Raw genomic sequence first — 22,908 nt, 5'->3', positions numbered from 1 at the left:
GAATTATACTCTTCCTTTTAAAGCATTAAAAACCCAAGCATTTGCGAAAAAACCTAATCCAACAGCTGCAAAACCCCAACCAGATACATCGCGGTATCTAAACGCTCCTAATCCGATAAGCAAGAGGCCTACCAATATCATTATAAAAGTTGCCCAAGCTAATACTGTGTTTTTATTCATTCCCATAAATTATTTTTTAGTTTAGTGTGGTTAGTTTTAAAATTAGGGGTAATTAAATGCAAATATCGTTATTTTATCATCAAAATATTATTTTTTATAAGGTTGTTAAGATTCGATTCTTGTTTACCTTCTGTATTACAATGATTTAAAATTAACTTTTAATAAAAAAAATAAGGATATTCTTAATAGAATATCCTTATTTGATCGTAAATAGTTATCTAATGTGAAATAGATTAATTTCCTACTCGAGACTCAATCACTGTTTCAATAGCATCGGGTATATTTTCTAAAAGGTCATATCCTGTTAGCGCTTCAATATCATCTACAGATGTTCTAAAATTTCTCCAATTACTAGAAATCCCTTGATCATTTGGCATATTAACAGCTATTACTCGTGTAGCGTTTGTAACTCTACTAATATCATTTGAACCATTTGGTAAAATTAAAGCTACTTTCCAAAAAGAATCTGGTACATTAATTCTACCATTTCTAGTAGTTGTTCTAAAACCTCTTGTTCCAGTTCCCCCAGTTCCTGCAACACCTGCTATAATATGAACCTCATTTCCTCTTCTTACTAAAGACCTTAAATACCTTTCAAGATCAACCCAAGGACCTGTATTATTATCTCTGGCTTGAGGAGCCATGTTTGTCATAAAAAATGTATTCTCATTTTCTTGAGCTGTAACAGTTCTATCTGCCGATGGGCATAAATGACCTCTTTGAAACCCCGAACCACGATAATCATTTTCTGTAGGACTAAAGAATGAAGACGGTAATGATGTATCTTGCTGAAAACAATTACATCTACCTCTATTTCCGATCCATGCACTATTTAAATGCCAGCTGACCCAATTAGGAGTTCCTTTACTGCTATTATATGATAAAGTATATTCTGGTCTTATTACAAAATAATTATTTGCATCTGTATTTGCATTTGAAGGATTACCAAAAGTAAGGTTGCTATTTCTACCATTACCTCCATTATCTTCACCACCATCTCCGCCGTCGCCACCATCGCCACCGTCACCACCTCCATCGGTAGTATCAGTAACTATTTCTATATTATCTATATTTATGCGGTTACGCCCACCAGAACTTTTATAAACACCATATCGAACGCTTCTTGTTTCATTTACTTCAAATGATACTGTATTTAATGTTGTAGAGTTTACGTTTACTGTTTCTCCCACAAAAGACCAATTCTCACCGTTATCATATGAAGCTACTAATCTCCAAGAAGAATTACCATCACTACCATATTTTGCATGTCTAATTCTTACTGTTTTTGCACCATTATCCATATTAAAAGACATGATCACATATCCGTTGTTTCGTAACCGAGCTGCTTTTCTACCAAATTTTCTATCTCGTGATGATGTACCTATTTTAGCACTGCTAAAACGCCAAGTACCAGAAGTCAAATCTATGTTTCGTGTAGCATATGTAAATTTTGTTCCCGATTCATAACCTTCGGTAAATCCAGAGCTTACTTTAGGAGAAAAATTATATTCATGTGGGCCTTGATTGTCATAATAATTAGTTTCTGCCTCAATAACTTCTGAGTTTAGTTCTAGTGGAACGAACTCTACAGGTGCATCGACTGACTCATAAGTTTCACAACTTATAATAAACAGTGTTGTAATTAGGAAAATGAGTTTAAAATTAATTTTAAAAAATCTCATGATTGAATTGTTAAATTAATAATTGAGTTTGTGTTTATGAAAACCTTAAAAGTATTTCAATCCGCATAATTAATATTTCAAAGATTAGTATTCGATATGTAAACTTTAATTATTGGTGCACCAAATAAAACCGAATTTCTATGAACAAAAAATAATACCATTAATGCAAATACCCGTAACCCAATGATTATCATATAAAATCACAATCATATAGTATTACGGGGTTTATTAAAAAAATACTACTTTATACAAATCGAATCTAAGGAGTATATTCTAGTATTCGTAATATGAATAGCGTATTCGTTTAGTTAAAAGATCTATTTGCTAATCTTGATTCTAAAACGGCTTCGATATCATTAGGTATGTTTTCAAATAAATCATAACCTGTTAGACTTTCAATAGCATCCACTGTGGTCGTGTATTGTCTCCAGTCACTACTTACATTCTGATCATTTGGTACGTTTATAGCAATTATTCTAGTCGAAGTAGTTACTCTATTAATATCATTTGATCCATTTCGCAATACTAGGGCAACTTTCCAAAAAGAATCAGGAACATTTATCCTACCATTACTTAAAGTTGTTCTAAACCCATTACTTCCTGTACCACCAGTGCCAGAAACACCAGATATGATATGAATTTCGTTACCGTTATTAACCAAAGTTCTTAAGTATCGTTCTAATCCAACCCATGGTCTCGTATTATTTCTTGGGGCTTGCGGAGCCATATTTGTCATAAAGAAAGTGTTTTCATTTTCTTGAGCAGTAACCGTTCTATCTGCAGACGGACAGATATGACCTCTATGAAAACCAGAACCTCTATACTCATTTTCTGTTATTCTATTAAAAGAGCTGGGTAAAGACCTATCTTGTTGAAAACAGTTACAGCGGCCTCTATTTCCTAACCAATCAGAATTTAAATGCCAACTCACCCAGTTTGGAGTTCCGTTATTGTTATTATAAGAAAGTGTGAACTCTGGTTTTGACAAGAAATAGTTGTTCGCCGAAGAGTTTGCATTTGAAGGATTTCCAAAGGCTATATTACTATTTCTACCACTACCTCCATTATTACCACCATCACCATCACCGCCACCTGTACCTTCTGTAACAATTTCTAAGTTATCAATATTAATTCTGTTACTTCCACCAGAGGTTTTGGAAATTCCATAACGTACACTACGAGTTTCATTTACCTCAAAAGAAACTGTATTTAATGTAGTTGACGCAGTATTAACCGTTGTGCCTACAAAAGACCATGAAGCTCCATTGTCATAAGACGCTATTAATCTCCAAGACGAATTACCATCATTACCATATTTTGCATGACGAACTCGAACTGTTCTCGCCCCATTATCCATATTAAAAGACATAACAACATAACCTGTATTTCTCATTCTAACAGATTTTCTACCAAATTTCCTATCTCTAGAAAGTGTTCCGATCAAAGCATCACTAAAAGTCCAATTTCCAGAAGAAGAAAGTGTTACATTTCCTGTGGCATATCTTGGTTTAGAGCCTGATTCATACCCTTCTGTAAAACCAGAAGATCTTTTACCTGAAAAATTGTGTTCATGAGGGCCTTGATTATCATAAAAATTGGTAGCTGCATCTAATTCTCCATTAATTGTTAATGGCATAGATACTATAGGTTCATAAACATCATCATCATTAGTATTACATGATGTAATTAGAAGTGTTGTAGCAATAAAAAGAATAATAAAATTGACATTTAATAGTCTCATAGTTGAATTTTTAGGTTATTGATTTGTGTAAGATTAAAATCAAAATAACCCCAAATGCCTCGTAACAATGTTAATCACTTGCCAAAAAAATGTTACTAAATAATTAATAACCAAACAATTAAATAACCATAAAATAAAATTACCGAAACATTAGTTTCACGACACTTAAATTCTTTTTGCACACTTCATATACTGTACCTTTTTTGTATTTTCGTGCAGACAATACACACAATACATACAAATGGATATAAACTTCAATAAAAACGAAGATCATAATAAGTTATTAGTATCTGATTTACGCCAAAGACTTGCTAAAGTTAAATTAGGTGGTGGCGAAAAACGAATTGAAAAACTACACGCAAAAGGTAAAATGACTGCTCGAGAAAGAGTTTCATATTTATTAGACAAAGATTCAAAGTCTATAGAAATAGGAGCTTTTGCCGGAGAAGACATGTATGAAGAACATGGTGGATGCCCTAGCGGAGGTGTAGTTGTTAAAATAGGATATGTAAGTGGAAAACAATGTATCGTTGTAGCAAATGATGCCACTGTTAAAGCAGGTGCATGGTTTCCTATTACTGGAAAGAAAAATTTAAGAGCGCAGGAGTTATCTATTGAAAACAGACTGCCGATTATTTACTTGGTTGATAGTGCTGGGGTATATCTACCTATGCAAGATGAGATATTCCCTGATAAAGAGCATTTTGGTAGAATTTTTAGAAACAATGCGGTTATGAGCAGTATGGGGATTACTCAAATATCTGCTGTAATGGGAAGTTGTGTTGCAGGAGGTGCTTATTTACCCATTATGAGTGACGAAGCACTTATCGTTGATAAAACGGGAAGTATTTTTCTTGCCGGTAGTTATCTGGTAAAAGCTGCTATTGGAGAAACTATTGATAATGAAACTCTAGGAGGAGCAACAACACATTGTGAAATTTCTGGTGTTACAGACTATAAGGCCAAAAACGACAAAGATGCATTAGACACCATCAAAAATGTTATGTCGAAAATTGGAGATTTTGATAAAGCTGGATTCAACCGTATTAAAGCTGTAAAACCAAAAGAAGATCCTCAAGAAATTTATGGTATTTTACCCAAAGCTCGAAATGAGCAGTATGACATGATGGAAATCATAAAACGATTAGTAGATGATTCTGATTTTGAAGAGTACAAAGCTGGCTATGGGCAAAGTATAATTACAGGATATGCGCGTATAGATGGCTGGGCTGTTGGTATTGTAGCTAATCAACGTAAAATTGTAAAAACTAAAAAAGGAGAAATGCAATTTGGAGGTGTGATCTATTCTGACTCTGCCGACAAAGCCACTCGTTTTATTGCAAATTGCAATCAAAAGAAAATTCCTTTAGTATTTCTACAAGATGTTACCGGGTTTATGGTAGGTAGTAAAAGTGAACATGGTGGCATTATAAAAGATGGTGCAAAAATGGTAAATGCTGTAAGTAATAGTGTTGTGCCTAAATTTACTATCGTAATCGGCAACTCCTATGGCGCTGGTAATTATGCAATGTGCGGTAAGGCTTATGATCCAAGACTTATTTATGCATGGCCAAGTGCAGAATTAGCTGTAATGGGTGGTGCTCAAGCTGCAAAAGTTTTATTACAAATCGAAACTGCTTCTCTTAAAAAGAAAGGAGAAAAACTATCAGAAGAAGATGAGAAAGCATTGTTTGATAAAATTAAAGCTAGATATGACAAACAAATTTCTCCTTATTATGCTGCAGCACGAATCTGGACAGATGGTATTATTGACCCGTTAGAAACAAGAAACGTTATTTCTATGGGTATCGAAGCTGCCAATCACTCCCCTATTGAAAAGAAGTTTAATTTAGGCGTGATACAAGCATAATCAATACTGCATGAGATTTTTTTATACTATTCTTTTTAGCCTCTTGTTAGGTAATATATTAACTATTTGCGCTCAATCTAACTCTGAAAAGATCGATATCATAGAACAGAATCTAAAAAGCTCGAAAGATTTTATGCAAAAAAATCTAGATAGCTCTTTTTTCTATGCCAATCGAGCCCAATTGCTGTCCCAAAAGATCGATAACGATACTTTGCTAGCTAAAGCCAACATACAAAAAAGTAGTGTTCTTATATTTAAAAAAGGATTTAACGAAGCTGACTCACTACTTCAAGGTAACCTAACAAAAAGATTACCATTACATATAGAGGGACAGACTTTGCACAATCTGGGCACTATACAGTATTATAAACAAGATTTTGAAAAAGCTTTGGATATATATTTGCAAGCGGCAAAAACTATGGAAAAAGTAAGTAATTCTAAGCTTCTTGTAAATACATATACAAATATTGGAACGATCAATTCAATTTTAAAGAATTTCAAAAATGCCACAACATACCTTGAAAGAGCATTACCGTTAAGTGAATTTAACGAAATTCTTCGATTGCAAATTTTAGTCAACTTAAGTAATATATACAAAGAACAAAAACTTTATAAAAAATTTAGTAGTACTATATTGGAGGCTGAGCAACTTGCTGAGAAATATAAATCTAAAAGGTCTTTGTCTGCTATTTACAATAATCTTTCTACACATTATAGTGAAGATGCTCTAAATAACCCTGAACTTGATTATGACCTATCCATTACGTATGGTAAAAAATCCGTTGCCATTAAGAAGGAATTAAATCTTATTCACTCTCTTGGATTACCTTATAATAATATAGGTCATTCGTATTTAAGAAAAGGCCAATATCAAACAGCTATTAAGTATTTAGATAGCGCTTTACCAAAGTCACAGGGTCTTTTAAAATCTTATGTATATAACAATTTAAAAGAATCATATGAAGGTATTAATAATTTTAAGAAAGCTATAATATATGCTGATTTAAAGGATCAACTTAAGGACTCTATAAACAATGCACAACAAAAAGAAAAAGTAGCAGAGTTAACAGAGAAATTTGAGTCAGAAAAGAAACAACAACAAATTGATATTCTAGACACCAAAACTGAATTACAGGCACTTACTATTTCTCAGCAAAAGTATTTATTGATAGTTTTGATTGCTTTTGGTTTATTATTTCTAATTCTAGGATATTTTGGTTTCCAAAACTATAAAACAAAACAACAGCTAAACACGGTATTACTACAACAAAAGTTAAGAAAAACCCAGTTAAATCCACATTTCTTATTTAATGCCCTACAGAGCATTCAAAATTTTATTTACAAAAATGATAAAGAAAAATCTAGTTCTTATTTAAGCAGTTATTCTAAGCTCATACGACTAGTATTAGAAAAATCGGATGATAATTTTACGAGTGTTGCAGATGATCAATTAGCAATAGAATCCTACCTCAAACTGCAGCAGTTAAATCAAAATGATTCATTTTCATATACAGTGACTGTAGAAAATACAGTAGATGAAGATTTTGACACCTTACCTACTTTAATAACACAACCATTTGTAGAAAATGCTGTTCTACATGGGTTAAAAAATGTTACTAATGGCAATATTGCTGTTAGCTACTACAAAGAGAATGCTATGTTATTTGTTTCTATAAAGGATAATGGAAAAGGATTTGAGGTTAAAAGTGAGGAATCAAAAAAACTGCACAAGTCAATGAGTATGAACATTATAAAAGAACAACTCGAAAATTTAAATAGAACCTCAAAAGGGTTTAATGGAGATATTAGTATACATCCATCTCAAAGTGGTACAAAAGTTACCTTAAGCTTTGCCTCTAAATAACATCAAAGTATCGTATTTTTAGCATATGACCGATATAAGCTGTTTTATTGTAGAAGATGACCCTCAAGCATATGAATATGCCATAAACATACTTCAACAATATGAAAACATAGACGTTCTAGGTACTTCAGACAGTATTCATAATGCTGCTGATGCTATAAAAAAGTTACAACCTGATTTTATTATACTCGATGTTTTTTTAACAGATGGCAATGCTTTTGAATTCCTTGCCTTGTTCGAAACCATATCATTTAAGATTATATTCACCACTTCTTTTGCAAAATATGCCGTAGATGCTTTTAAATTTAGTGCTTTAGACTACTTATTAAAGCCATATGATAAACAAGAAATGATTAACGCTCTTGAAAAAGTCTCTAAAGATATCCATAAAGAAAATTATCAGATTCAATTAAAAACCTTACTTCAAAACTTTTCTACTAAAGAAGGTCCTAAAAAAATTGTTCTAAAAACTACCGAAACCATACACATTGTAAATACCGAAGATATTTTATATGCAAAATCTGATAACAATTATACTACATTTCTGCTCAACAACAGAAAAGAAATATTGATTTCTAAACCTCTAAAAGCCTTTGATGAAAAGTTAACACCATATAATTTTTTCAGAGTACATCAAAGTTTTTTAATTAACTTAAGTCATGTTTCCTCGTTTAATAAACGTGATGAAGAAGTTGTCTTAAAAGAAGAATACACTATTCCTGTAGCACAAAGTCGAAGAAAAAATTTGATCGAATACATCGAAAATCATTTATAAGTTCTATCAAATTCTATTCAAAACTCTTGTATTCCTAAAAACTACTACCCAAATTCTCATTTACTCATATTTCTGTTCATTTAAGGTTTAATTTAGTTCTAAGAACTACTATTAAACAACTTATTAAAATACAACAGATAATGAACAAAATATTCTTAATCCTAATTTTCATAACGCTATTTTTTTCCTGTGGAAAGGATAAAAGCAAAGACAAAGAGCCTGGATTACTTGATGCTATTGAAGGAATCTCTGATCTTAATAAAATGGCCAAAGAAGTTGAAAATTTAGAAGAAGAAAATGACAAACTTCTGAAAGCAACACCGATATCTAACGAAAAACTGAAAGCCCTGCTACCAAAAGAATTGATTGGATTTACAAGAAAGACCTTTACAATAGGAAATCAATTTATGCCAGATGTAGCAATGGCAGAAGCAGAATATGAAAACGAAAATGGAAATATTATTTCATTATCAATTATGGATGGAGCCGGAGAAACAGGAAGTGCAATGATTACCCTGGCACGTTTAGGTTTTGCTCGTGATTTTGAAGAACAAAGTGAAAGAGGTTATAAAAAATCAACTAAAATTAATGGGTATAAAGCTATAGAGGAAGTAGAAGAAGATGACTATAGTGATGACCTAAATTCTAAAATCGATCTTTTAATTTCAAAACGTTTTATTGTCTCTCTAGAAGGACAAAGTATACCTTTAGAGCAATTAAAAAAAGCAGTAGATCAAATAAAACTAGGAGTTCTAAACGACATAAACTAATAAAAACTACCCCCTATTACACATAAATTATATTTAAAATTTGGAAATGAAAAAAGTAAAATTATTACTATCAATCTGTACTGTATTTATGATGTTTCAGTCTTGCTATGTCATGAAAAAATCAGATCAATTTTTTGGTATCGAAACTTCAACTAAAAACACCTTATATCTTATTGATATTTCAGGTAGTATGGAAGGTATAGACGAAGGATCTATAAAAGATCAGGTAATGCGAGAAGCCGGTAATAAAGCTGGTAATGTAGTAAGTAATGCTATAGGGGGCAAAATTGGCAATATACTAGGTAAACAAGTAACCAAACAAGCAACTAAATTAGGTGCAGTAAAACGAAAATTAATTCCTGCTATTAAAGGGTTACCCGATGGTAAGAAATTTACAGTTTTTGCATATAATAATGATGTTACCAAACAATCTATAGAGCTTCGAGTAGCTAGTAATATGTCCCGAACTTCTGCTAATATTTTTGTTGAAAACCTTAAAGCCGGCGGTGGAACTAATACTGCCAAAGGTTTAATCGAAGCAATATCAACACCAGGAGTACAAGAAATTGTTTTAATGAGTGATGGGTTACCTAATGGGGGGCCAGAAGCAGTTTTAGAAGAAATTCGAAAAACCAATACTAACAATGTTATTATTCATACAATTGCTTTTGGAGAAGACGCAGATCATAATTTTATGCGAACATTAGCTCAAGAAAATAATGGGACATTTATTACATCCAAAATGTAAAACAATGAATTTCAAGATCACAATCAAAACGGTAATATTCCTACTTCTATTACAATGTATTGTTTATACAGAGGTAAAAGCACAAGACTGTAATGCGGTACCTTTTATGAAAGTCGGAGCAGTTTTAGAATATACCGATTACAACAAAAAAGGAAAACTACAAGGTACCACTCGCCACGAAACTACTGCTATATCACCTTCTACAGATGGTATCGTTAATGCTGTAATCAAAGCAACAGTAGTTGATAATAAGAATAAAGACAAGTATAGTACAGATTACAATGTAAAATGTAATTATGGCCTGTTTAGTGTAGATATGTTGCGGTTTTTTGATTTTGATAAACTATCAGAACACAACAAAAATAACCTTAACATTAAGATTGATGGAGATGTACTTGAATTTCCATATCAAATGAAACCGGGAGATGATCTTGATGATGGAACAATAAATATTAAAATCAATAATGAAGACAATACCTTTACTTTGGTTACACTAAGTTTTGATGTTTTAAACAGAGAGATTGTAGGAGAAGAACAAATTACTACCCCAGCAGGAACATATAAGTGCAAAAAAGTAACTTTTGATTTTGAATCAAAGTTCGGGATTTTAAATATAAGAGGATCTGGAGTAGAATGGTATTATAATGATGTTATGGTTGTGCGATCAGAATCATATAACAAAAAAGGTAAACTAATCGGTTACCACGAACTTACAAAAGTACTATAGCAAAAAAGAAATCTTCAATTAAACAAACAAACAGTAGTAACAAATAACAAAAACGATATGATAGTATGGTCAGGAAGGGGATTCCTTTCTCTTATAATTTTAGTCATTGTCTATGTAGTGCTTTTAAATTTCATACCAAAAGAACAAGGAGATTATGCATTAGTCATTGGACTTTTTATTGCTGGAATTTTTAGTTGGATTATGGGTAAAAAATGGAATAAACCAGAAGGTAGAACTGTTATTGACAAAAGTACTGGTCAAGAAATTATTTTAAAGCCAAATCATAGTTTATTCTGGATTAAGATGGAATACTGGGGGATTATTTTTAGTGCAATAAGTATAGTACTGCTAATCAAACAATTCATTTAATCTAGGTTAGTAAAAATGAAGTCTAAATTTATAAATGTCAAGAACAAAGTATAACAACTTGTGTCCTTAATGACTATTTTTCGGTCAACAAAAAAACGATATTTAGGTATGTTCAAAATTAGTAAGGGAAACTAATCAAAATTAACATCTAAATTTCATGTAATGATTAAGAACATTTTAAACTTAGACAGTGTTACTATCCTTAAAAAAGGAGAACAAAAAGCTATTAACGCAGGATTTTTTGCCAATTGCCCTCAGTTTCAGCCTTGCTGGAGAGATAGTGATTGCGCTTGCGGTGGTTGTGGTGTAACAGTAAACAATAATGGAGAGGATCTTTATATACCTGATCTTTGTGCATTCTAAAAAAAACAACAAAAAGTAAGAATTTTAAAATCAGAGCTGACTTTACTAAAGTTAGCTCTGATTTTAATTGTATTATCGTTTGGGAACAGTTATTAGATCTGTTTGTCTTTTATTTACGTATTTAAACCCTTCTTTTCCCCAGAACCCTGCTTCTTCTAACATAATTCGAATATCTTTTTTCCATTCGGGAATAGTAACAGTTGTATTTAATTCGATAGCATACACTGTATTTTCAAACAAAGGATAGTCTCCTGTACCGGGCACACCTTCTTGTGAATCCCACATTCCTATAGTCGGACCTGATGAGTGCCCATATAAACCTAAAGGATGCGTATATATGGCAGGTTTAAGTCCTTCTGCCCTACCTTGCTCTAATGATTTAATTAATATTTCATTTCCTGTCTTACCAGTTTCGAAATTAGCAGTAAAAATATCTTGAATTCTGTTTCCATCTTTAAAAGCATTAACCAAAAATACTGGTGGTTTGTTTTCTTCATTTTTTAGAATATAAGCATGTTGCTGACAATCCGTATTTAGTCTTAAATACGTAATACCAAAATCACAGTGAATAAGATCTCCTTGCCGGATCACCTTATCCTTCGGTCTATTCGAAAAAGAAACAATATGATTTTGTAAATCTTCCCCAGTTCGTTGAATATCAACCGTAGGATGAAACCATGTTTTTAGCCCCATATCAGTTACTTTTTGTCGTAACCACCAAACTACATCATCAGTTGTAGTGGTTCCTGGTTTTATAACCGCTGTACTAAAGGCTTCAGAAATAATAGTATGAGTTATGTCTACAAGGTCTTTATAAATTTCAATTTCTTGAGACGTACGAGTTTCTATCCAAGCAATGGCTAATTTTTCTGCAGAGGTAACTTTATTTTTATAGACCTCTGGTAATTCTTGTATAAATTCTTCATAATCTGTCTTTACAACACCATCAACAATTCCAAAGTCTTTAGAAAAGTTAATACCTATTTTATTAGGGTTTCTATCTTGAATAATTTGCATTAAAGCCTTCCATTGGTTTGGTTGCTTTTCTTTATCCCAAGCCGATTCAATATTTTTACCAACATTATATCTAGCAACTGCTAATTTTTCTATTGTATTTTTAGATTTATCTCTATAAAAAACAAGAATGGTTCTCCTTCTGGCGTTTAACCATGTTGCAGGCAACATAGTTCTAAGCACCGGGTCTTCATTATACTCTCTTGATATTATGATCCACATATCAAAGTTAGTGCGATCCATTAATTGAGGTAAAAGATTATTAAATCGATCCTCTAAGACCATATCAATAACAGCCGCTCGTTCTCTTTGCGGAAGGATTTGAGCGTTAGAAATAGTCTGTATAAACATTAAAAGAATAAGTAGTCTCTTCATTTTGACAATTGTGAATCATTAATTATTAGAAGAAACTAAGGTACTACAAAAACAGATACTGCTATTAAAAACTAGTGCTTCATATTTACAACTAATTCTAGTGTTTTTATTCTTTGCACCTTACCGTTATCTGTTTCGATAAACTGTGGGAGAAAATATATGTCTTTTGGCACTTCGTATTTAGTTAGGTTTTTGAGGTTTTGAAGACCGTTTTGCAATGCTAATTTTGCAATTTTATCATAGTCACGCTCAACAATCAAAATAACTTTATCACCTAGAGCGTCATCAGGTATACTTGCGATAAAAAAACGATGACCGATAAGGAGCTGCAATTTGGTCTCTATTTGCTCAGGATAGAGTTTTATTCCACCACTATTAATGACATTATCATACCTACCTTTCCAGAGAAACCTTTTATAAGTTTCTAATTCAACAACATCATTTGTAATGATAGTTTCCTTATTTAACAATGGAGCTTTAATAACCAAACAATTTCTATCATCTACCCCCAATGTAATATTTGGTAATGCTTTAAAGTAGATACTCTTTTTTTCTCTTTTCTTAGAATTTACTCTTCTAGCTGCAATATGAGAAACTGTTTCGGTCATACCATATGTTTCAAAAATTTTGGTTTTGACCCCTTGTATTAATGTTTTTAAATGCTCTGAAATTGTTCCTCCACCAACAATAAGCTTCTTAATCAAATGAAGCCTATTAAGCGAGTTATCTAATTGTAGTGGAACCATTGCACAAAAATCATATTGCTTGTACACATTATCCAAAGGGTTTGTTCTAGGAGGTAAAATATCAATTTTCCATCCTAGCACTAATGCTCTTACCAACATCATTTTACCTGCAATGTAATTAGCCGATAGACAAAGAAGTGCAGTGGTTCCTTCTTCTACTTTAAAAAACTTACCAGTAGCTTTGGCACTATTTACCATATGGGCTTTATATACTTTAATCTTTTTAGGTTTCCCTGTAGATCCCGAAGTTTTTACAACGATATAATCTTTATCATTTAACCACTCTAACAAAAAATGTCCTACTTCTTGTTCATACACCTCTCCTGTTTTAATAAGATTTTGAGACATACGTTTAAGGCGATCAACGTCTACAGTTTTTCCGTTAATCGTAAAATCTTCATGTATTTCGGGGATAGAAAATGTATTCATGATTTGCATACCCAAATTTCTACCATATTACAGATAATTATGTTATCAAACTGTAAAAATTATATTATAAATATGTTACTGTTTTACAGTACCAAAAAGCTTGTCTTTCCAACCAGTCCATTTATATTTCTTTGATAAGATAAATAAAAATATAGGGAAGATAACAAATACAGGAAATAGTATCTCATATCCAGCACTTTCTGTGGGATCAGAAATATCAACCAAAATAGAATCTGTTTGAAAGGCCGTCCAGTTTGCTGTAACTAACAGTGCTGTAATCAAATTATTTGCAGCATGAAACCCTAAAGCTAATTCAAGGCCTTCATCCATAAGTGTCATTATTCCTAAAAACAAACCAGTACCAATATAATACACCATGATCATTGGACCTAGCATTTCTACTTCTGGATTACCAAGATGCATTACACCAAAGGTTACAGAAGTAACAATTAAAGCTACTGCTCTACTTTTTGTGGCTAGTCCTAAACCTTGCATCAAGTATCCTCTAAAAAGGTATTCTTCAAAACTTGTTTGTATTGGAACTAAGATTATAGCCATTACAAATAGTACCGCAAATGAAACCGGATCAAAATTTACTATAAAATCTTCGGGGCTCGCAAAATAACTAATTCCAATAGAAATAATTATAAAGGCAGCCATAAGACCAAAAACGAAAAAAAATCTTTTCCAATCTATTTTCTTTCTAGACGTCGTAAGAGATTTTATCGATTGTTGATGCACAAATTTTACCCAAAACAACAAACCACCTAAAAAAACCACAAAAGGAGCCAATAAAAGCAAGAATAACCCTTTTTTACCGATGAGATCAATCTGTTGTTCCATAGCGGCATTTGTATCCATATCTGTCATTGTAGTCACTAAATAGTTAAATGCCATAAGTGCAAAAAATCCTAATGGTATCGGAATATATTTCCACATTCCTAATTTTCCTTCTCTTCCTTGTTCTATAAACATATATGTTTCTTATTAATTTAAATATTTAACGACCCAGTCCAATGCTGGATTATAAGTTAGGGTTCCGTCTTGCACCATTAACGGGGACTCAAAATTATTAGTATACAGACCGCCTGTACCCAATCCTTGGGGCAATTTGCTTTGTAGTGTATATGTAAACTGTGCTATGGCATTTAATCCTATATTACTTTCCAGAGCACTTGTTATCCACCAACCAATACCTAAAGATTCTGCAATAGTGATCCACTCTTTAGTTCCTTTAAAACCACCAATTAAACTAGGTTTCAAAATAATATATTGTGGTCGTACGGTTCTTAATAATTTTTCTTTTTCTGCTACATCAAAAACACCAATTAATTCTTCATCTAAGGCGATAGGTAAAGGAGTTTTACTACATAAGATTTTCATAGATTGATACTGACCTTGTTTTATAGGTTGTTCGATACTATGTAAATCAAAGTCTGCTAATTGCTCCAATTTACCTAAGGCATCATTTGCAGTAAAAGCTCCATTTGCATCTACTCGCAATTCTATATCTTTTGCAGAAAATTGTTCTCTAATATGAGCTAATAAATTTAATTCTGTTTTAAAATCAATGGCACCTATTTTCATTTTGATACAATCAAATCCCTGACTCAGTTTATCTGAAATTTGTTCTTTCATATACTCCTTATCTCCCATCCAGATCAATCCATTAATAGGTATATAGTCTTGATTTTTAACAAAAAGGGATGGAAACAATAGAAATGGAGATTCACTATTTAAAGATTTAAAAGCCATTTCTACTCCAAATTGAATACTAGGAAACTCTTTTAATGCTTCCCAAAGTGTTTCTTCTCCTAGATGTATATTATCACATGTCCATTTTAACTTCTTTTCATAATCTGGTCGATCATCTATGCTAAGCGTTCTTAGTATTCCACATTCTCCTATACCTTTAGTGTCGTCATTAGAAATAACAATAAACCATGTTTCTTTAGTCTTTAAGACACCTCTAGAAGTACCACTTGGTCTTTTGAAATTAAGAATGTATTTGTGATAAGTCGCTTTCATTTACAAACTGATACTCTCTCCTATTTCTAGTAATATTAAATCTTTATTCTTTTCTGTAAATTTCAGTTTTGCCTCTTTATGATCAATTTTAATAAATCCAAATGTATCATAATGTACACCTAAAACCTTGTTACATTCAACAAAGTCACTTGCTATAATAGCATCATCAACACCCATTGTGAAATTATCTCCTAATGGTAATATCGCAAGATCAATCTTATGACTCAAAGGAATTAGTTTCATATCCATTGTTAATGCTGTATCTCCTGCTATGTAAATGGTTTTAGAATCGGCCTCAATTACAAATCCACCAGGCTGACCCCCATAAGTCCCATCAGGAAAACTACTTGTGTGTATCGCATTTACATACTTTACTTTTCCGAAATTAAAATTCCAATTACCCCCATGATTCATAGGGTGTACTTCAAACCCTTTATTTTGATAATAGGTCGCAATTTCATAATTCGAAACGATAATTACATTACTCTGTTTTGCTATTTCTTCTACATCCAAAATATGATCTTGGTGCGCATGTGTGAGCAAAATATAATCTACTTTAATACTATCTAGAGTCACTTTATCTTTGGCCAATGGATTTCCTGTAATAAATGGATCTATAAGTACCTTAGTATCTCCTATTTCTAGTAATAATGTATTGTGACCGTAAAATGTGATTTTCATTTGAGAAACTATTTAAACTTTTTTAACGCAGACTTTTTACAAATTATGTTAATCTAAATTATAAAATCTGACCCAGACTAAATAGGATCGCTAGTAAAAAAGTTGTTAAAGCCACTTTTTTTAGTTCTGGATCTAACAATTTGGTATCATTTGTATCCTTAACTTTTTTTAGATGAATACTTAACGGAATAAACGCGACTAGAAACAATAAATTAATTGGAGAACTATATTTAAGTATAGAAAAAGAAAGTATCGTAATCATTGCAACTACAATCAAACTAAAGTGATATTTTCTTGATTTGCTTACTCCTATTTTAACAACCAGAGTATTTTTATTTGATTTCTTATCACTTTCATAATCTCTCATATTATTAAGGTTTAAGACTGCAGTACTTAATAAACCAATAGTTATTGCAGGAAGGACAACAAATATATTTAGGGTTTTTGTATATAAAAAATAGCACCCTACTACACTAACCAACCCGAAGAACATAAATACAAATACATCTCCTAAACCACGATATCCATACGCTGTTTTACCCACGGTATATTTAATGGCGGCAGCTATAGCAGTAATTCCTAAAACGAAAAAAACTAATGAGTATAAAAAATGAGCAGCACCAAAAGAGACATAAATTAAAGTAATAGCAAATAAAAGTGCAATAATAGATGTTATGACAATACCCCTAAACATTTCTTTTTTGGAAATGACACCACTTTGTAATGCTCTAGTCGGTCCTACTCGATCTTCGTTATCTGTTCCTTTTACACCATCTCCGTAATCATTTGCAAAATTCGATAAAATCTGCAGTCCTAAAGTTGTTGCAATTGCAAACCAAAAGATCTTTGTATTTAAAAAATCATTATTCCCCAAAGAAGAACCTACAATAATTCCCGATATTGATAAAGGAAGGGTACGAAGTCTTGCCGCCGAAACCCAAGCTTTGATTTTAGTCATTTCAATAATTTAGTTTTCAAAGGAACAGTATTTTACTAAAAAATAAAACTAAATTGCATCTATTCTTTACTTTAACTTTATACCATAAATTTCTTTCTTTGAAACACCTTCTTTTCTAAGGCATAGGAAACCCCTTCCTAGGAAATGCTTAACATTTTAAAACTGTAATCGACTAAATTATTTTTACGAATTTCTCATATACTTATCATTCTAACTTATCCATACTTTTTATAGATTAGCATTTCAAACCACTAAATTCTTATGAAGAAATTACTAAAAACTACAGTTTTTTTACTTTTATACATAACCATTTCTTGTAAAAGTGAAATAAAAAAAGACAAAACTCCGGCAATTGATACCGGAAAAGAGGAATCCGAAACCGTAGCTATAAAAAACTCTTTTGTTTGGGAAGGCGCCAATGTGTACTTTCTTCTAACAGATAGATTTTATAATGGTGATCTCACAAATGATAGTGTCCTTGATAGAACCAAAGAAACAGGAAAACTAAGAGGGTTTGAAGGTGGAGATATAAAAGGGGTTATACAAAAGATAGAAGATGGTTATTTTAATGATTTAGGAATTAATGCATTATGGTTTAACCCTGTTGTCGAACAAATTCATGAAAGTGTTGATGAGGGTACCGGAAATACTTATGCGTTTCATGGGTACTGGGCAAAGGATTGGACCAAATTGGATCCAAACTACGGTACCTATAAAGATCTTAAAAAGTTAATAGAAGTTGCTCATAAAAATGGTATACGCGTCTTAATGGATGTTGTGTTAAATCATACAGGGCCTGTTACAGAAAAAGATCCTGTATGGCCCGAAAAATGGGTGCGTACGGCACCAAAATGCACCTATAAAGATTATACTTCTGCAGTAACCTGCACTTTAGTCGAAAACCTACCCGATGTTAAAACTGAAAGTGACGAAGAAGTCGAATTACCAGAAATGCTTATAAATAAATGGAAATCAGAAGGGCGATTAGAAATCGAACTTGCAGAATTAGATGTCTTTTTTGTGAAAACAGGTTTAAAGAGATCTCCAAAAAACTACATTATAAAATGGCTTACAGATTATATAAGAGAGTTAGGTATAGATGGATATAGGGTCGATACCGTGAAACATGTCGAAGAAGGAGCTTGGAGCGTACTTGCTGATCAAGCAAAATCAGCTTTCAAAGAATGGAAAACAAAAAACCCTGAGAAAGTTCTAGATGACAATGAGTTTTATATGATAGGAGAATTGTATGGATATGGAATAGATGGAAAAAGGTATTATGATTTTGGAGATCGTAAAGTAGATTACTTTGCTCACGGATTTAACAACTTAATAAATTTTCAATTTAAATATGATGCAGCCCAAAAAGACTATGAAGGTTTGTTCAAAAAATATAGTGATGTTTTAAACACTAATCTAGTAGGCAAAAGTATCATGAATTACATAAGTTCTCATGATGACGGATCGCCTTTTGACAAAGACAGAACCAAAACCTATGAATCAGCAACAAAGCTATTGTTAACACCTGGAATATCGCAAGTGTACTATGGTGATGAAACCGCGAGATCACTTGTTGTCGAAGGTACTATAGGTGACGCTACTCTTAGATCCAATATGAATTGGGATTCACTTACCGTAGCCAGCACTAAAAAATTATATAATCACTGGTCAAAATTAGGGATATTTAGAAAACTTCATCCCTCTATTGGCGCTGGAAAACATAAAATGATCTCTAAATCACCATATACTTTTTCAAGAAGTTATAATAAAAATGGGATTTCTGATCAAGTAATTATAGGTCTTGATCTTTCCAAAGGACAAAAAACATTAAGTATTAATGCTGTTTTTCCTGAAGGTACAGTATTAGTTGATCACTATTCTGGCGAAGAAGCTATAGTAACCAAAAATAGCGTAACAATTAATTCTGACTTTACTATTGTACTATTAGCAGCAAAGAAATAAATATTACTAACAATGTCGAATTAGTAAAACGCCAAAGTCTTAGATATTGGCGTTTTACTTGTTTTTAGATCATACATAGATAAGAGTAAGAATTATTAAATGCGTAAATTATTATTTAGACTCTTTTTAACTTTAAAATTTTTATGGGTTTCCGTAATTGATATGATTTAAGATTTCTGTAGATTTGAATTAAGTAAAAAAATGCAATACAACTGAAAAGTTTTTGCTAAGCATTTATGCGTATAAATATGAATATTAAAATTGGTGTTCATTACCTATATAACATTTTTGATGATGAATTACGACATTGATACAGACTTGTTAATTTTATACAACATGCTTGTACGCCCTTTAAAATAAGGTTTTTTTATAAATATAAATTATGAAATTCTAGAATAAGTTGTTCCTCTAAGGGAATTACGAAAGGTCCAAAGAAGAACTTACCTCCTTAGGATTAAGGAGGTAAGTGTTGGGGAAAACAAAAAAAGTAAGGGAAAAATTGTAATTGGAATACCTGTCAAAGATAAAGAGGTTTGAGGCATATGCGGTTACGGTTTTACCTCAAACTTTAGCTGGAATAGTACCATTTTACCCCTTTGACCATTGTAAATAATTGATAATCAGTTAATTATTCAAAAAACCGTAATTATGTTAAATAATTGTAAACAGAAAAAAACAACTTTGTTTAAATAAAAAATCATAATGATGGCGACATAATTCAGGAAAAAATTAAATTTGCACTGATTATTATTTAACACCACATAATTTTACTCCTTTGGAAAATAAAAAGGCAATCAAATTGATAGATAAGATCCTAGTTGATCTTGATGCAAACGGAATCAATACTGATTCATTGATAGACGATCTAAAAAAGTTAAGAGAATATGCTTTAGAAGAACAAATACCTCTAGTAGTGAAGGTACTGAGGTATACGTATGAACACATTGAAGAAAATGACTCTTTTCTTATACCAATACCAGATGACGAGCCTATAGATGAAGAAGAGGAAGGTACTACTACCGCAAAGGAAGAAACAGTCGATCCAATAGAAAGCCTTAAATACATGGTAGCGCTAACTAAAAGTGTTAAGAATAAAATGAATATTTCTGATTTAAGAGAATATAGAGATGCCCTTATGGCCTATTAAACTATATTTTTTTAGAAATATTAATTTTAATGTCCTTTACCGATTCGATTATTTAGTACCCTATCAATAGTCATTGTATATTCATTATACGCACTTAGGTTATTATGTGATCCATTAGCTATAGTGAACATTTCTTTACTTGATCCGGGAATACTTTCAAATAATAATTTTCCCGAACTGTAAGGTACTACTTTATCATTGGTACCATGATAAATGGCAATTGGGCATCTAACGTTTTGAATAAATCTATTTGACGGAATCTTATATTTTAAAAGTAGTCCGACAGGAAAATATGGAAACCAGTTTTTAGCTACATCTTTAAGATTATAATAAGGTGTTTCTAGTATTAGATTTCTAGGATGATTTTCTGAAGCTATTTTTACAGCTATTCCTGTTCCAAGTGATCGTCCATAAACAATTATATCATTTTCAGAATATTTCTCCGCGGCATAATTATAAAATAATTGAGCATCGGTGTATAATTTTTTTTCGGTAATACTACTTTTATTTTTACCATACCCTCTATAGTCCATGATAATCACATCATATTGTTTGTCTACAAAGAGTGATACAATTTCTCCCCATCTTTGTAAATTTCCTGCATTTCCGTGGAAATATAAAACAACTCCCTTAGGAGAAATACTTTTAAAATGAATTCCATTAAGAGCTACTTCATCTTTAGCAGTTAAAAAAAACTCATTAAAATTATTCTTAAATGAATAGGTATAATTTTGTGGTAACTCCTGGGGTTGAAAAAGGACTTTTTCTTGATAAAAATACAACCCTAGAAGAGCAGCTATGTATAAAAGTACTAACCAGTATACTATCTTTTTAAATCTACGCATTTAATTTTTTAGATGAATGTAATACTCCAATACTCGTTTCAGAAAGATTAAGGCGTTTCATTTTAGAATTAATAATCTCTCCTAGCATTTTATGATAGGACTCAAAATTATTTAAATTTTTATGCCCCCCTCCTATTACCGTATACAAACGAGTAAGTTTAGGTCTTATTTTAGATAATTTAATACTGGATTTAAAAGGAATTAACTTATCCTGTGTACCGTGAATAATATGAATCGGACAATTTACGTATTTAAGCCATTTATACGTGGGAATAGGATATCGCATAATTAAGGATATCGGCATAAAAGGTATATACTTTGCTGCTACTTTATTTAAACTGTAATATGGCGCATCAAGAATCAACATTTTAGGGTTATTGATAGATGCTAATTTTGCTGCAAATCCAGATCCCATAGATCGACCATATAAAATGATGTATTTCTCATTAACTTTTTCTTTGATCTTGGAATACACAAACTGAAGATCTCTCTTAATAGCCTTAAAAGAACGTCTACCAGTACTTTTACCAAAGCCTCGATAATCTAACATTATAACATCATATCCATGCCTAGTAAAATCTACTGCAAACTTGCCCCAACCTTTTATACTTTTAGAATTTCCTTTTAAGTATAAAACTACCCCTTTTGGGTTGTTTACTTTAAAATGCAAACCATTAATTATAGCCCCGTCTCTTGTTTCTAAGTTATACTCCTTTACAGTTTGATTATTATAATGAAACTGAAAATCTTTGTCTAGCTTTTCGGGTTTAAAAATAAAATATTCTTGTAAGTAATATAAAATTATGCTCGCAATAAGATATGCTACCAAAAAAATAACAACTATGTATCCCCAATTTTGCATACGCTCACTTTTTGTAAGTAACTAATTTACAAAAAATTAAAGTTAATTGTATAAAAAAAATCCTGCCAAGGCAGGATCTTAATTTATATTTTATAATTATCTAACGTCTTGCATCGTAAATTCTAAAACGAACACCTACTCTTGCATAGTAATCAAAAAACTTACTGTCTGTATCAACAAGATTGTCTACAAAATCATTCATCACTCCTACTTCAGCCATAATATCAAACATCTCACCTACCATCTGTGAAAATCCTGCTCCATAAACACCACCAATAACAATTTTTTCAAATTGTTCATCATCAAGTTCTACATCTCCTATTTCGAATTTTGCATTTACTCTAAAAGATGGTCCAACATTTACAAAAGCACGGAACCTATCTTTTCCTTGTCCAAATAAATATCTAAATTTTGGGTTTAAACCAATTTGTAGTACTTTAACATCTAAAGTTGTTTCAGGATCAACTATACGACTTGTTAACTCTGTATTTCTTTGAAGTAAATCTAGCGAAAAAACAAAACTTGTTTTAGCCCTTACTCCTGTAACATACCCATAGCCAGCATTTACATAAAAACCTGTTCCCGTACCATCTGAAACTGCAGTAGGAGAATCCAGACTAAGACTAGAAAAAGTTGGGCCTGCCGACACTTCCCAGCGATATTGAGCATAAGAAGATGTACAAAGAGCGGTTAAGAAAATAAAAAAAACTATTTTTTTCATAATATCATGTTTAGATTTGAGGTTGTATTTGTAGGACGAAAATAGTAAAAT

The 22,908-nt window shown here is 31.8% G+C and carries 22 protein-coding genes; 10 read left to right on the top strand and 12 right to left on the bottom strand.

Annotation, left to right across the window (positions count from 1 at the left end; all coding sequences use genetic code 11):
* Window positions 1–3: 3 nt before the first annotated feature.
* From D1816_RS03440 to D1816_RS03430, 3 genes are all read right to left on the bottom strand, one after another.
* Entirely contained in the window at window positions 4–186 is a 183-nt protein-coding gene (locus D1816_RS03440; protein WP_066310506.1) for a CAL67264 family membrane protein, read from the bottom strand.
* A gap of 227 nt (window positions 187–413) precedes the next feature.
* The gene (locus D1816_RS03435) at window positions 414–1,862 is read right to left on the bottom strand and encodes a DNA/RNA non-specific endonuclease (protein ID WP_118501184.1); all 1,449 of its coding nucleotides are present in this window, start codon (window positions 1,860–1,862) and stop codon (window positions 414–416) included.
* 304 nt (window positions 1,863–2,166) lie between these two features.
* On the bottom strand, window positions 2,167–3,603 hold the full coding sequence (locus D1816_RS03430) for a DNA/RNA non-specific endonuclease (RefSeq protein WP_118501183.1): 1,437 nt from the start codon (window positions 3,601–3,603) through the stop codon (window positions 2,167–2,169).
* A 241-nt stretch (window positions 3,604–3,844) separates the two neighbouring features.
* Here D1816_RS03430 and D1816_RS03425 point away from each other — a divergent pair, with 241 nt between their 5' ends.
* The 8 genes from D1816_RS03425 (at window position 3,845) to D1816_RS03390 (ending at window position 11,089) form a co-directional block, all read left to right on the top strand.
* Window positions 3,845–5,473: an acyl-CoA carboxylase subunit beta gene (locus D1816_RS03425; protein WP_066310516.1), complete on the top strand. Its 1,629-nt coding sequence runs from the start codon at window positions 3,845–3,847 to the stop codon at window positions 5,471–5,473.
* Between the two features lie 133 nt (window positions 5,474–5,606).
* Window positions 5,607–7,337, top strand: coding sequence for a tetratricopeptide repeat protein (locus D1816_RS03420; RefSeq protein ID WP_158597730.1), 1,731 nt, complete (start codon window positions 5,607–5,609; stop codon window positions 7,335–7,337).
* A 25-nt stretch (window positions 7,338–7,362) separates the two neighbouring features.
* On the top strand, window positions 7,363–8,112 hold the full coding sequence (locus D1816_RS03415; RefSeq protein ID WP_066310520.1) for a LytTR family DNA-binding domain-containing protein: 750 nt from the start codon (window positions 7,363–7,365) through the stop codon (window positions 8,110–8,112).
* 140 nt (window positions 8,113–8,252) lie between these two features.
* Window positions 8,253–8,882: a hypothetical protein gene (locus D1816_RS03410; RefSeq protein WP_118501181.1), complete on the top strand. Its 630-nt coding sequence runs from the start codon at window positions 8,253–8,255 to the stop codon at window positions 8,880–8,882.
* A 46-nt stretch (window positions 8,883–8,928) separates the two neighbouring features.
* Window positions 8,929–9,630, top strand: a complete 702-nt coding sequence (locus D1816_RS03405; RefSeq protein ID WP_066310523.1) for a VWA domain-containing protein — start codon at window positions 8,929–8,931, stop codon at window positions 9,628–9,630.
* 4 nt (window positions 9,631–9,634) lie between these two features.
* Window positions 9,635–10,357, top strand: a complete 723-nt coding sequence (locus D1816_RS03400; RefSeq protein WP_147405046.1) for a hypothetical protein — start codon at window positions 9,635–9,637, stop codon at window positions 10,355–10,357.
* Window positions 10,358–10,414: 57 nt separating this feature from the next.
* Complete coding sequence (locus tag D1816_RS03395; protein WP_118501179.1) at window positions 10,415–10,726, top strand: hypothetical protein; 312 nt, start codon at window positions 10,415–10,417, stop codon at window positions 10,724–10,726.
* Between the two features lie 162 nt (window positions 10,727–10,888).
* Complete coding sequence (locus D1816_RS03390) at window positions 10,889–11,089, top strand: hypothetical protein (protein WP_066310531.1); 201 nt, start codon at window positions 10,889–10,891, stop codon at window positions 11,087–11,089.
* Between the two features lie 72 nt (window positions 11,090–11,161).
* On the opposite strand, the gene D1816_RS03385 is transcribed toward D1816_RS03390, so the two are convergent.
* From D1816_RS03385 to menA, 6 genes are all read right to left on the bottom strand, one after another.
* Entirely contained in the window at window positions 11,162–12,478 is a 1,317-nt protein-coding gene (locus tag D1816_RS03385) for a M24 family metallopeptidase (protein WP_118501178.1), read from the bottom strand.
* A gap of 71 nt (window positions 12,479–12,549) precedes the next feature.
* Complete coding sequence (locus tag D1816_RS03380; RefSeq protein ID WP_232517345.1) at window positions 12,550–13,653, bottom strand: AMP-binding protein; 1,104 nt, start codon at window positions 13,651–13,653, stop codon at window positions 12,550–12,552.
* A 75-nt stretch (window positions 13,654–13,728) separates the two neighbouring features.
* Window positions 13,729–14,628, bottom strand: coding sequence for a CPBP family intramembrane glutamic endopeptidase (locus D1816_RS03375; protein WP_066310540.1), 900 nt, complete (start codon window positions 14,626–14,628; stop codon window positions 13,729–13,731).
* Between the two features lie 12 nt (window positions 14,629–14,640).
* Window positions 14,641–15,681: an o-succinylbenzoate synthase gene (locus tag D1816_RS03370; protein WP_118501177.1), complete on the bottom strand. Its 1,041-nt coding sequence runs from the start codon at window positions 15,679–15,681 to the stop codon at window positions 14,641–14,643.
* Complete coding sequence (locus D1816_RS03365) at window positions 15,682–16,362, bottom strand: metal-dependent hydrolase (RefSeq protein ID WP_118501176.1); 681 nt, start codon at window positions 16,360–16,362, stop codon at window positions 15,682–15,684.
* 58 nt (window positions 16,363–16,420) lie between these two features.
* On the bottom strand, window positions 16,421–17,320 hold the full coding sequence (menA, locus tag D1816_RS03360; protein WP_118501175.1) for a 1,4-dihydroxy-2-naphthoate octaprenyltransferase: 900 nt from the start codon (window positions 17,318–17,320) through the stop codon (window positions 16,421–16,423).
* 261 nt (window positions 17,321–17,581) lie between these two features.
* Here menA and D1816_RS03355 point away from each other — a divergent pair, with 261 nt between their 5' ends.
* Complete coding sequence (locus tag D1816_RS03355) at window positions 17,582–19,282, top strand: alpha-amylase family glycosyl hydrolase (protein WP_118501174.1); 1,701 nt, start codon at window positions 17,582–17,584, stop codon at window positions 19,280–19,282.
* Window positions 19,283–20,057: 775 nt separating this feature from the next.
* Window positions 20,058–20,429, top strand: coding sequence for a hypothetical protein (locus D1816_RS03350; RefSeq protein WP_066310558.1), 372 nt, complete (start codon window positions 20,058–20,060; stop codon window positions 20,427–20,429).
* Between the two features lie 26 nt (window positions 20,430–20,455).
* Here the strand turns inward: D1816_RS03350 and D1816_RS03345 are convergent, their stop codons facing one another.
* From D1816_RS03345 to D1816_RS03335, 3 genes are all read right to left on the bottom strand, one after another.
* Window positions 20,456–21,274 carry an alpha/beta hydrolase gene (locus D1816_RS03345; protein ID WP_118501173.1) on the bottom strand — a complete coding sequence of 273 codons (819 nt, stop codon included), beginning with the start codon at window positions 21,272–21,274 and terminating at the stop codon, window positions 20,456–20,458.
* Window positions 21,267–22,136, bottom strand: a complete 870-nt coding sequence (locus tag D1816_RS03340; protein ID WP_118501172.1) for an alpha/beta hydrolase — start codon at window positions 22,134–22,136, stop codon at window positions 21,267–21,269. The genes D1816_RS03345 and D1816_RS03340 overlap by 8 nt, the downstream gene beginning before the upstream one ends.
* Window positions 22,137–22,236: 100 nt before the next feature.
* On the bottom strand, window positions 22,237–22,857 hold the full coding sequence (locus D1816_RS03335) for an outer membrane beta-barrel protein (RefSeq protein WP_066310564.1): 621 nt from the start codon (window positions 22,855–22,857) through the stop codon (window positions 22,237–22,239).
* Window positions 22,858–22,908 lie beyond the last annotated feature (51 nt).

Source organism: Aquimarina sp. AD10, from assembly GCF_003443715.1.
GTDB lineage: Bacteria > Bacteroidota > Bacteroidia > Flavobacteriales > Flavobacteriaceae > Aquimarina > Aquimarina aggregata.
This window is presented reverse-complemented; position numbering and strand designations above follow the sequence as displayed.